This is a genomic window from Pseudomonas cichorii (assembly GCF_019719005.1).
In the GTDB taxonomy this organism is placed as follows: Bacteria; Pseudomonadota; Gammaproteobacteria; order Pseudomonadales; family Pseudomonadaceae; genus Aquipseudomonas; species Aquipseudomonas cichorii_E.
The window spans coordinates 40,808-52,580 of sequence record NZ_JAIGPJ010000039.1; the positions used below are offsets into that span (position 1 = coordinate 40,808).

The following is an 11,773-nucleotide window of genomic DNA, read 5'->3' on the forward strand; positions in this document are numbered from 1 at the left end:
TTATTGCGCGATCAAAAGAAAATCTACTTCTGCGACCTTTCCTTCAGCGCCTTCAGCGTATTGAACGGCGCATCCACGACAAACTTGTTGGCCACCCAGGACGGTACACTGCCGCCCGGGTCGGTATGCACCTGATAGGTGACTTCTGTCAGATTCGGGCCTTTGGGCACCAGCTTCCAGAAACCCTTGACCTCGGCGACCCGCACAAAGCCCTTTTCCTCAGGCAAATAGCTTGATTGTTCATCGATATTGCGGGTCAGGCTGCCATCTGCGCCCTCCTCGCTGGTAATCAGCAGAATCGAATCACGGGGCGTTACGGGCCATGGCGTGTTGAATCGCGTGTAGGTCCAGGCCTTGTTGCCTTCATGCTTGAGCAACTTCTGTGACTGGCATTCATGAATCCAGGCGCAGGCCCCCACAACATCCTCCTGCAGGGCGCGCAGCTTGGCCACACTGGCATTGATGGTCGTCACACCGCGATAAGCCTTGTATTTGGAGCCCGGCACATCACTCAGGGAGACCTTGATCCCCTCCTCGTCCTTGGCCACCTGCCAATCTTCAGCCTGGGCCACACCTGTCAGCAACACAGTCAACCCACAGACAACAGCCATGCGATGCAGCGTATTCATTGTTTATTCCTTGTTGTTGATATTCTGATAAAGCAATTCCGCCCAGCGACACTCTTGATTCAACTGCATCTGACTCAGTTGCAGCTCATGCAACCGCAGTTGCTTTTTCCCACCAGCCAATCAGACGAATAGCCTCGGCCTGATCCACGCCACAAACATCTTCCGCCGCCTTGAACTGACTGCACACAGCAGGCCGCTCGGCCATGCCAAACAGGCCACAGAGCAACTCGATAGACAAATGCAGGCAACGCTCTCCGGCCGGCTTGCCATCTGGCATGCCCGGAATGGGAGAAGTAATGGAGGGAGCGATGCAGCAAGCACCACAACCGGAGCGGCAGTCCATGACCAAGACACCCTTGCTGAATATTAAAAGGAAGATTTTAGCGGCTAAAACGGACGTTTCAAAATGCCATATCAGACGAGAAAGAGGGCCTTACTGCTTGAATTTGAAATCCAGCGCGGCCCCTTCGATATCGCGACGACTTTCGTTGCGCATTTGCAGTTGCATTTCATTGCTCAGCAGGCGCCCATTGAGCTCGAAAGGACTGGGATCAGATGATGAACCCTTGCTGCCAAACATCTGCGGTAGCAAAGGCTTGCGCTTGGCAGTGATGACATTGGCAGGAGGAGAAAGCTCTTTGACCATTTCTGGCGGCAGGCTCAAATCAAGCTTGGGCTGAGGCAGCCGGACATCCTTGACCGAAGTTTTAGCCGTCTTGCTCTTTTCGCGACTGGCGGTAGCAGCAACGGCCTTCTCTTTAGCAGGAGCAGCCTTGGCCACTGGAGCCTTCGCAGCCTCCCTGGAAGCAGGCGATTTAGCGACAGAAACAGGGCGCGGCGGCGTTACTTCCCCCTTACCCGCAACCACAGGAACAACCGGGACGCCAGGCTTCAACTCATGCACTGGCGCAGCAGGTTTGGCCGCTGCCGGCTCGACGGCGGCAGCTGGCGGCTGAATAGCGGGAGCAGCAGGCGCAGCCACGCTAGCCTCAACCTTCGGCTTTGGAACCGGCGCGTCTTGAGAGTCGCAAGCGCTCAACAACACAACGACGAACAATCCGAGACAACGAAACGCATTATTCATAATAAGTAAATGGCTGAGGCATAGAGGTCACATGCTGTCCCTTTGAGGCACACCTGACAAGACAAGAGTTCCAGCGATCAGACAAAAAAACATGTGCGCTCAATAAGCCGGCACAGTTTCTTGACACAATTGTTTGGCCAGCATGCCCAATGTCATCAGCGCACGCTCCGCTTCACGGTTCCAGGGCATGCCACAGTTCAGACGAATACAGTGATTGAACTGTTCTGTATTACTGAAAATAAGACCCGGCGCGATACTGATCCCCTGCTCCAGCGCCCGCACATGCAATTCCTGGGTATTGACGCGCCCCGGCAGGCTGACCCAGAGAATAAAGCCACCCACGGGACGACTCATCTGAGTCCCCTCGGGGAAGAACTGCTGCACCGCCAACTGGAAAGCACTCAGATTCTTGCGATACTCCAGACGAATAAAACGCAAATGCCGGTCATAACCACCGTTTTCCAGGTAAGCCGCGATAGCCATCTGCGTCACGCTACAGGCTGAATGAGTACTGAAGGTCTGCAGGCGCTGGATTTCCGCCTGATACTTCCCGGCAATCATCCAGCCGATGCGCACACCCGGCGACAGGGTCTTGGAAAAACTGGAGCAATAAATCACTCGACCCAGGCGATCGAAGGCTTTCAAGGCCTTGGTACGCCCTACTTCAAACATCAGTTCGCCGTACACATCGTCTTCGACGATCTGGATATCAAAGTCCGATGCCAGTCGCAGCAGATTCTTCTGCCGCTCTTCCGGCATGGTGCCACCCAGCGGATTACTCAAGCGGGCGGTCAGCACCAGAGCCTTGATCGACCACTGGTTGGCTGCCAACTGCAGAGCTTCCAGACTGATGCCCGTCGATGGGTCACTGGGAATCTCGATGACCTTGAGCCCCAGCAGATCCGCCAGTTGCAGCAGGCCGTAATAAGCCGGTGACTCGGCCGCGATCAGGTCGCCAGGCTGCGTCAGCACCCGCAGGGCCATTTGCAGAGCATCGACGCAACCGTGGGTAATCACCACTTCATAAGGATCTACCACAACGCCCGCATCACGCATGCGGATGGCAACCTGTCTGCGCAATGGCTCAAAACCGGGGCTGAACATGTAACTGAATGCACGAGGGCTGTGAAAGCGCGTCACTTTGGCCAATTGCTGATGCAGGGCGCGGACCGGCAGATAATCCACGTGCGGCACCGCCGCCCCGAGGGCAAACACACCTTCACGACGAGATTCTTCAAGCACCTGCTGGATGATGCTGCTACGGGTCACCAGACCTGGACGCTCCACTCGCGCAATATCCGGCGTCGATGCCGTCAGCGCAGGTGTCTGATGCACGTAATACCCGGATTGCGGGCGAGCCCGGATCAGGCCTTGATCTTCAAGATTGGCGTAGGCCTGCAATACCGTTGCATGGCTGACATTGAGCTGCGAGCTCATTTTGCGGACCGATGGCACACGCTCGCCGGGCTGATAGACGCCCCGACGGATGTCTTCCGCCAACTGCTGAGCGATGCGTTGATAAAGCAAAAGATTGGTCATGACACAGCCTCGAACCGACCCGCAATTTGTTTTTGTAGGGGAGATGATAGCCTAAAGACCGGAACAGTCGAAAAGTGTACGGGGACAGTTTCTCTTCAGGCCCATCATTGTGCGCTCTGACAAGAAATATTGTCAGGTAAAGATGCCAAGTTCACGGCTTTTTAAGCCAAAAAAAACCCGGAGCCGTTTCCGACGCCGGGCTTTTTTTCAGATTTTTGCTTACCGGGCAGCGCCTAGCTGGCCCTTGTCGTCGGAAAAGACGATTTCTACACGACGATTTTGTGCTCGCCCACGCTCGGAGGCATTCACATCGACCGGATATTGCTGACCATAACCCTCCACCTGAATGCGCTTGTCGTCAACACCCAGGTCGATCAGCACATCGGCGACCGACTGTGCGCGATCACGGGACAGTTTCAGGTTTTCCTGCCGGTCACCGGTACTGTCGGTGTAGCCTTCGATCCTTACCGTGCGGCGAGGATTGAGCAACAGGAACTGTACGACTTTGAGCACCGTGCGATTGGCAGAGCTTTTCAGTTCGGCATGACCCGGATCGAACAGCACATCGCCCAGGGTCATGACCAGACCACGGTCGGTCTGAGTGGTCGCAAGGCTGAGTATCTGATCTTCCAGCCACTTGCCATGCTGCTGCGCACTGGCCAGCTTGGCCTCGCGCAACGCCAGTTGCAGGCGTTGACGCTCCATCTCCAGTTTGGCCAGTTGTTCCTGGGCCAGCATCAGGTTGCTGTGCTCACGGGCAATCTCGCTGTACCGGGTACTCAGGTAAGCGTAATGACTGACATCGGCTCCGCTGCCAAGATAACTCGACAGGCGCTCTGCCCTCGCCAGCGATTCACCTGAACGGATCACGTCCTTGGGCGCACTGCGCAGTACATTCGGGTCTTCTTTCACTTTCTGAAAATCTGTACCGGCCTGACGCAGCGCCTGCTCACTGTCCTGATGACTCGCACAACCAGACAAGCCTGCAACGCCCAGCAAAAGGCATCCGCTCAATACACGGGTAACACGGTTCATTGAGCTTCCCCCAACTGTTTGCGCAGACGATTGAGGCGAACATTCAACTGATTGATCTGCTCCTGACTTTTCAGGGTCAATACCCGCGCTTCCGCCAGGCGCGCATCAAGCTCGGCACGCTCGGCGTTCATGCGCGCATCCTTGTAGGATTTATCGGCCATGTCGGCACGTGCCTGGGCAAATGCGGATTGCGCATTGACCAGCTCGGGCTGCTCATCGTTGGCGCCGACGGCCTTGGCCTGCTCCAGAGCCTGCTCGGTCAGCTTGAACTGTTCGGTCGGTGCCGGATCGCTGGCACAACCGACCAACGTGGCGATAGCCATGAATGCAATTAAAGGGCGAATACTCACAAAAACATTCCTACTTGTTTGGGGCGCTGGTGCTGGCAGGTTGCAGCAACTGGGCTTTCCACACATCCAGATTGCGCTGGATGGCTTCACCCGCAAGGCCCGAAGCCGCCAATTCTGTCATCTTTTTCACCAACTGTCCGCGCAACCATGGATCGTTGCAGGCCGAATTCGCCGATAACGCCAGATACAGACCCGGTTTATCAAGGGGTTCAGGCTGAGCGACAAGATCGGACGACAAGCCAAGCGTCTGCATCATGACCATGCCTGCATAGCGTCCAGCCAGTACATATTCGACCTGCCCCAACGCCAGTTTCTGAAAGGCCAGGGTCAGATTGGGCAAGCGCTCCAGCGTCAGGTGCTCTTTAGTCGCTGCCTCGAATGACTGGGTCAGACGAGTCCTTTCAGGGATAGCGCCCGACCGCCCGTGCAGGTCGGTGAGAGAACTGAAGGGCAAGGCACGATCGTGACGGGTCCAGACCAGGATTTCATTGTGGGTGATTGGCGGCTGGATATAGTCGAACGAATCAAGCTGAGCCTGATTCAGCGGCGCATCGACCAGCATGTCCATGCGACCGGTACGCGCCTCTTCCAGCGCCTGGCTGCGCTTGCCCGCATACAGAAACTCGACATCCAGATCCAGAGAATCGGCCGCCTGCCTGAGCAGGTCGGCATTGGCACCCATCAAGTGCCTTGGGTCCTGCGGATCGCGCCACAGGTAAGGCGGCGCATCCGGGCTGCCGGTGACGATCAGTCGCTCGCACTTGCCCGCTGCAGATACAAACGACGGCAGCACCATCAACCCCAGAAGAAGCGAAGCCACACACAGCCTTGGCTGACCCATGGATAATCCTTTTTCAACACAACAAAAAACCCGTTCACTCAAGCCACGCGCCCTGTCACAGACAGGCGTGCACAGCCGGATTGAACGGGTTCTCGACAGCCGGTTTAAACCAGCTTTTCCAGCTCAGGAACAGCTTCGAACAGATCCGCAACCAGACCGTAATCGGCTACCTGGAAGATCGGTGCCTCTTCGTCCTTGTTGATCGCGACGATCACTTTGGAGTCTTTCATGCCAGCCAGATGCTGGATCGCGCCGGAAATACCCACCGCGATGTACAACTGAGGGGCAACGATCTTGCCGGTCTGGCCGACCTGCATGTCGTTGGGCACGAAACCGGCATCGACCGCAGCGCGGGATGCGCCCACTGCTGCACCCAGCTTGTCCGCCAGGGCATACAGGTGCTTGAAGTTGTCGCCGTTCTGCATGCCGCGACCGCCGGAAACGACGATTTTGGCAGCGGTCAATTCTGGGCGATCGGACTTGGCCAGCTCTTCGCCAACGAAGGACGATTTGCCTGCATCATGAGCAGCGGAGACCGCTTCGACCGCAGCCGAACCACCTTCTGCAGCAACCGGATCGAAACCGGTCGCACGGACGGTGATGACCTTGACCGACGCACTCGACTGCACAGTGGCGATGGCGTTACCGGCATAGATCGGACGCTTGAAGGTGTCAGCCGATTCAACCGAAACGATTTCGGAAATCTGATCCACATCCAGCTGTGCTGCAACGCGAGGCAGGATGTTTTTGCCATTGGAGGTCGCGGCCGCCAGAACATGGCTATAACCAGCTGCCAGCTCGACAACCAGCGGTGCTACGTTTTCCGGCAACTGATGCGCGTAGGCAGCATTGTCGGCAACCAGTACCTTGGCAACGCCCGCGATTCTGGCAGCAGCTGCGGCGACAGCGCTCACGCCGGAACCGGCCACCAGGACATTGATATCGCCACCGATCTTCTGGGCAGCGGCAATGGTGTTCAGCGTGGCTGGAGCCACAGCTGCATTGTCATGTTCAGCGATAACCAGGATCGTCATTTAGATTACCTTCGCTTCGGTTTTCAGTTTTTCGACCAGTTCGGCCACCGACTTCACTTTGATACCGGCGCTACGTGCTGCCGGCGCTTCAACCTTGACAGTCTTGTTGGTCGAGGCCGTGGAGACGCCCAGTACATCCGGGGTCAGCGTTTCAAGCGGCTTTTTCTTGGCCTTCATGATGTTGGGCAGCGAAGCATAACGTGGCTCGTTCAGACGCAGGTCTGTGGTCACGATAGCCGGCAGGCTCAGGGATACGGTTTGCAGACCACCGTCGATTTCGCGGGTCACGGCAACCTTGTCGCCCGACACTTCGACCTTGGAAGCAAAGGTGCCTTGCGGGTAACCGCTCAGGGCAGCCAGCATCTGGCCAGTCTGATTGTTATCGCTGTCGATGGCCTGCTTGCCCAGGATCACCAGTTGTGGCTGCTCCTTGTCGACCACAGCCTTGAGCAGCTTGGCCACGGCCAGGGAAGTCAGGTCCTCGGCGGACTCGACCAGCACGGCACGGTCGGCACCCAGCGCCAAGGCAGTACGCAGTTGCTCCTGGGCCGTGGTCGGGCCGATGGTGACCACGACGATTTCGCTGGCCACGCCCTTTTCTTTCAGGCGGACAGCCTCTTCCACAGCAATTTCGCAGAAGGGGTTCATGGACATTTTGACGTTGGCAAGATCGACGCCGGAGTTGTCCGCCTTGACGCGAACCTTGACGTTGTAGTCGACCACTCGTTTGACAGCTACAAGAACCTTCATGGATTCCTCACTCTCCGGTGAAAAGAAAGTCGCCCGGCATGACCAGGCGATCGATAGGTGTGTCCTCAACAAGCAATCGCTTCAGTGCAGGCATCGGGGCTGTTTATCAGAACAGCCGCCAAAAAACCGTATACAAGGCCAGATCACACCCATCAAGCGCCTCAAGGGTGTGTAAAATGCGCCGCGCGCGATGGCCGGACTGCCTGCACTACGCTCACCTGATACCTTTTCGGAGGTTTCATTGAACCTCGCTTCAGCCTACGGCGAGCGCAAAACCGCCCGTATCTTGACCGCAACGCCTTTTCCGGTCAATACGACAGATCGGCCAGTCCTGAGTCTCGCGTCTTTGATTTATCTGGCCTGCGGCCAATTCAAACGAACGTTTGTATTGGACCTGCAAAGTGGTGTAGATATAATGCGCTCCTTAATAAAGACGGGCAGGCATCTCACGCCTCCGCACGTCGGCCTGTACGCTTCATATAAAAAAATACCGTGAGCCTTGAGAGTAGGAGATAGCCTGTGGAACGCGAATACATGGAATTCGACGTCGTCATCGTCGGAGCCGGCCCTTCCGGGCTTTCTGCCGCGTGCCGCCTTAAACAGAAGGCAGCCGAAGCGGGCCAGGAAATCAGCGTCTGCGTGGTAGAAAAAGGCTCCGAAGTCGGCGCACATATTCTGTCCGGCGCGGTATTCGAACCTCGCGCCCTGAACGAGCTCTTCCCGAACTGGCAAGAACTTGGCGCGCCGCTCAACACGCCGGTCAAGCGTGATGACATCTATATGCTGCGCAGCGCCGAAAAGTCCGTGAAAGTACCGGACCTGTTCGTGCCCAAGACCATGCACAACCAGGGCAACTACATCATTTCCCTGGGCAACCTGTGCCGCTGGCTCGCCCAGCAGGCCGAAAACCTGGGTGTCGAGATCTATCCGGGCTTTGCCGCCCAGGAAGCCTTGATCGACGAAAACGGCGTAGTGCGCGGGATCGTGACCGGCGACCTGGGTGTTGATCGCGAAGGCAATCCGAAAGAAGGCCTGTACACGCCCGGCATGGAACTGCGCGGCAAGTACACCCTGTTCGCCGAAGGCTGCCGCGGCCATATCGGCAAGCAACTGATCGAACGCTTCAACCTCGACAGCGAAGCCGATGCCCAGCACTACGGCATCGGCCTGAAGGAAATCTGGGAAGTCGATCCGGCGAAGCACGAGCAAGGCCTGGTGGTGCATACCGCTGGCTGGCCGCTGGACGACGAGAACATGGGCGGCTCTTTCCTGTATCACCTGGAAAACAATCAGGTGGTCGTCGGCCTGATCGTCGACCTGTCCTACAGCAACCCTTACCTGTCGCCTTTCGACGAATTCCAGCGTTACAAGCACCATCCGGTCATCAAGCAGTACCTGGAAGGCGGCAAACGCATCAGCTACGGCGCCCGCGCCATCTGCAAGGGCGGCCTGAACTCCCTGCCGAAGATGGTTTTCGCAGGCGGCGCACTGATCGGTTGCGACCTCGGCACCCTGAACTTCGCCAAGATCAAGGGCAGCCACACCGCCATGAAGTCCGGCATGCTGGCTGCGGAATCCGTAGCCGACGCCCTGCTCGCCGGCAAGGAAGGCGGCGATGTGCTGACCTCTTACGTCGACGCCTTCAAGGCCAGCTGGCTGCATGAAGAACTGTTCGCCAGCCGCAACTTCGGCGCGGCGCTGCACAAGTTCGGCACAGTCGTGGGTGGCGCGTTCAACTTCATCGACCAGAATATTTTCGGCGGCAAGATCCCGTTCACCCTGCACGATACCAAGCCGGACTACGCCTGCCTCAAGCTGGCTGCCGACTCGAAGAAGATCGACTACCCGAAACCCGACGGCAAGCTCAGCTTCGACAAGCTCAGCTCGGTATTCCTCTCCAGCACCAACCATGAAGAGGAACAACCTTGCCACCTGAAGCTGACCGATCCGAGCATCCCGATCACCAGCAACCTGCCGCTCTATGACGAACCTGCCCAGCGCTACTGCCCGGCTGGCGTCTATGAAGTGATTACCCAGGAAGATGGCGAGAAACGCTTCCAGATCAACGCCCAGAACTGTGTTCACTGCAAGACCTGCGACATCAAGGACCCTGCACAGAACATTACCTGGGTGACGCCGGAAGGGGCTGGCGGGCCGACTTATCCTAATATGTAGGGAACAACAAGCTGCAAGTTGTAAGCGGTAAGCTGCAAGTTGTAAGCGGTAAGCTGCAAGAGAGCCCCCTTCGGGGGCTTTTTTGTTTATGCGGGGATGCGCAGGTAGGTGCTTTCTTCGACGGGGCTGCGCTCGAAGTAGCGTTTGTATTCGCGGCTGAACTGGGATGTGCTCTGGTAGCCGACAGCGTGCGCGACCTGGGCCACGCCCATGCCCTGGGCGACCAGCATGTGCTGGGCCTTGAGCAGGCGCAGGCGTTTGAGGTACTGCACTGGCGACAGCAAGGTGCTGCGCTTGAAATGCTCATGAAAGGTCGAGGCGCTCATGTTTGCCTGACGTGCCAGGATGTCGATATTCAAAGGCTCGGCATAATGGCTGTGCAGATAAGCCAGAGACGCTGCGACACGGGCGAAATGGCTCTGCTGCGCAACCAGCGCCCGCAACACACCCGCCTGAGGGCCGCGCAGGGCCGCATAGAGCACTTCCCGTAACCGTGACTGCCCCATGACGTGGCAATCCAGCGGATCATGCAGGCAGCGCAGCAATCGCTCGACACTCTCGCGCATTGACGCATCCAGCACCGCGGAGGTCATGGACTCCGGCGTTTGCGCCTCGATGGTGTGATCAGGCACCGGCCCCATCAACTGCACCAGTTCGCCCAGCACAACCCGGTCAATCGCCACCGAAACGCCGAGCAACGGCGCTTGCGGCGTGGCAAAGGTTTCACACATGAACGGCACGGAAAGCGCCTGCACCAGATAATGCCCGGCACCGTAATCCAGCGTGCGCGACCCCAGGCTGGCCAATTTGCCGCCCTGAGCGACGATCATCAGGCTCGGCTCATAAATCTGCGGGCTGCTGGCCACATACTCATAAGCCGAGACGACCTTGACCTCCGGCAACAGCGTCGGCACGAATCCGGGGCGCGTAGCCAGAGGCTTTATCAGGGAAACAAGGGTGGCATTGGTATCTGCTGGATGAGGTAGCGACATGAAGCACCGGGTAGAGAATCAGACATGCGCATCATCGCAGATATCAGCGTTGCAGCCATGCCTGATCCAACATATCCGGAGGAATAGGCACGACTCGCGGAGGAATGCTCATGGCCTTCAGCGGCCCGTCCCCGGAAAATAGCCACCACTATTCACCCTTGATCCGCGAGGAACACCATGTACAAAGCCATCGGTTACGCCGCCCAGTCAGCCACCGCGCCCCTCGCCCCCATGACCTTTGAACGTCGCAGCCTGCGGGCCAACGACGTCGCCATCGAGATCCTTTATTGCGGCGTCTGCCACTCCGACATTCACCAGGCACGCAACGAGTGGGGCATCGCTGTTTACCCGCTGATGCCGGGCCACGAGATTGTCGGCAAGGTCACGGCCACCGGCCCGAACGCTGGCAAATACAAAGTGGGCGATCTGGTGGGCGTCGGCTGTATGGTCGACTCCTGCCAACAGTGCTCGGCCTGTCAGTCGAATCTGGAGCAGTATTGCCTGGAAGGTCCGACCATGACCTACGCCACTCCTGATCGCGTGGACGGCAGCAACACCATGGGCGGCTATTCCAACAGCATTGTGGTTCGCGAAGAGTTCGTGGTCAGCATCCCGGAAAAACTCGACCTGGCTGCTGCCGCACCGATTCTCTGCGCCGGTATCACCACCTACTCGCCCCTCAAGCACTATGGCGTCAAGGCCGGCGACAAGGTCGGGATTCTCGGCATGGGCGGCCTGGGCCATATGGGCATCAAGTTCGCCAAGGCCATGGGCGCTGAAGTCACCCTCTTCACCCGCTCGGCCTCAAAAGCCCAGGAAGCTCGCCGTCAGGGTGCCGATCATGTGATCGTCTCCACCGACGCCGAACAGATGAAAGCCGCCGCAGGTCGCTTCGACTTCCTGCTGGACACCATTCCTGTGCAGCACGACCTGAACCCCTACCTGGAAACCCTGAGCTTTGACGGCGTGCATATTCTGGTCGGCCTGATCGAGCCGGTAGAGCCGCCAATCCACGCCGCCCATCTGGTCATGAAACGTCGCGTGATCGCAGGCTCGCTGATCGGCGGAATAGCAGAAACCCAGGAAGTGCTGGACTTCTGCGCGGCAAACGACATTACCTGCGATATCGAAATGCTGGATATCCGCAATATCAACGAGGCCTACGAGCGCATGCTGGCGGGTGACGTGAAGTACCGCTTCGTGATTGATATGGCGACCCTGAAAGCGTAACCCCCGTAGGAGCGAATTCATTCGCGAACCCTATTCGCGAATAAATTCGCTCCTATGTATGGACTCGCCCCCACTGTCAACCCGCTTTGCTTTTGAACACCGCTACCCGGTTGC

The 11,773-nt window shown here is 57.7% G+C and carries 12 protein-coding genes; 2 read left to right on the top strand and 10 right to left on the bottom strand.

Going from position 1 to position 11,773, the window contains the following annotated elements; genetic code table 11:
- Window positions 1-23 precede the first annotated feature (23 nt).
- The 9 genes from K5D32_RS22055 to K5D32_RS22095 form a co-directional block, all read right to left on the bottom strand.
- Window positions 24-629, bottom strand: coding sequence for an START domain-containing protein (locus tag K5D32_RS22055; protein WP_025260638.1), 606 nt, complete (start codon window positions 627-629; stop codon window positions 24-26).
- An 85-nt stretch (window positions 630-714) separates the two neighbouring features.
- Window positions 715-972 carry a YkgJ family cysteine cluster protein gene (locus K5D32_RS22060; RefSeq protein WP_221575974.1) on the bottom strand — a complete coding sequence of 86 codons (258 nt, stop codon included), beginning with the start codon at window positions 970-972 and terminating at the stop codon, window positions 715-717.
- A 90-nt stretch (window positions 973-1,062) separates the two neighbouring features.
- Complete coding sequence (locus K5D32_RS22065; protein ID WP_221601826.1) at window positions 1,063-1,713, bottom strand: translation initiation factor 2; 651 nt, start codon at window positions 1,711-1,713, stop codon at window positions 1,063-1,065.
- A gap of 99 nt (window positions 1,714-1,812) precedes the next feature.
- Window positions 1,813-3,252 (bottom strand): PLP-dependent aminotransferase family protein, encoded by a 1,440-nt coding sequence (locus K5D32_RS22070; RefSeq protein ID WP_025260641.1) that lies wholly within the window; start codon window positions 3,250-3,252, stop codon window positions 1,813-1,815.
- A 219-nt stretch (window positions 3,253-3,471) separates the two neighbouring features.
- Complete coding sequence (locus K5D32_RS22075; RefSeq protein WP_025260642.1) at window positions 3,472-4,287, bottom strand: OmpA family protein; 816 nt, start codon at window positions 4,285-4,287, stop codon at window positions 3,472-3,474.
- The gene (locus tag K5D32_RS22080) at window positions 4,284-4,637 is read right to left on the bottom strand and encodes a DUF4398 domain-containing protein (protein ID WP_221575975.1); all 354 of its coding nucleotides are present in this window, start codon (window positions 4,635-4,637) and stop codon (window positions 4,284-4,286) included. Before K5D32_RS22080 ends, K5D32_RS22075 begins: the two co-directional genes overlap by 4 nt.
- A 10-nt stretch (window positions 4,638-4,647) precedes the next feature.
- A complete protein-coding gene (locus tag K5D32_RS22085; RefSeq protein WP_221575976.1) occupies window positions 4,648-5,478 on the bottom strand; it encodes an ABC transporter substrate-binding protein in 831 nt (276 codons plus the stop codon).
- A gap of 104 nt (window positions 5,479-5,582) precedes the next feature.
- Complete coding sequence (locus K5D32_RS22090) at window positions 5,583-6,512, bottom strand: electron transfer flavoprotein subunit alpha/FixB family protein (protein WP_221575977.1); 930 nt, start codon at window positions 6,510-6,512, stop codon at window positions 5,583-5,585.
- Window positions 6,513-7,262 carry an electron transfer flavoprotein subunit beta/FixA family protein gene (locus tag K5D32_RS22095; RefSeq protein WP_221575978.1) on the bottom strand — a complete coding sequence of 250 codons (750 nt, stop codon included), beginning with the start codon at window positions 7,260-7,262 and terminating at the stop codon, window positions 6,513-6,515. It abuts the gene before it with no gap.
- 519 nt (window positions 7,263-7,781) lie between these two features.
- Between K5D32_RS22095 and K5D32_RS22100 the strand changes: the two genes are divergently transcribed.
- A complete protein-coding gene (locus tag K5D32_RS22100) occupies window positions 7,782-9,437 on the top strand; it encodes an electron transfer flavoprotein-ubiquinone oxidoreductase (RefSeq protein ID WP_221594539.1) in 1,656 nt (551 codons plus the stop codon).
- A gap of 86 nt (window positions 9,438-9,523) precedes the next feature.
- Here K5D32_RS22100 and K5D32_RS22105 read toward each other — a convergent pair whose 3' ends face one another.
- Window positions 9,524-10,429 (bottom strand): AraC family transcriptional regulator, encoded by a 906-nt coding sequence (locus K5D32_RS22105; protein WP_221601827.1) that lies wholly within the window; start codon window positions 10,427-10,429, stop codon window positions 9,524-9,526.
- Window positions 10,430-10,606: 177 nt separating this feature from the next.
- Between K5D32_RS22105 and K5D32_RS22110 the strand changes: the two genes are divergently transcribed.
- On the top strand, window positions 10,607-11,659 hold the full coding sequence (locus tag K5D32_RS22110) for an NAD(P)-dependent alcohol dehydrogenase (protein ID WP_221601828.1): 1,053 nt from the start codon (window positions 10,607-10,609) through the stop codon (window positions 11,657-11,659).
- Window positions 11,660-11,773: the final 114 nt, after the last annotated feature.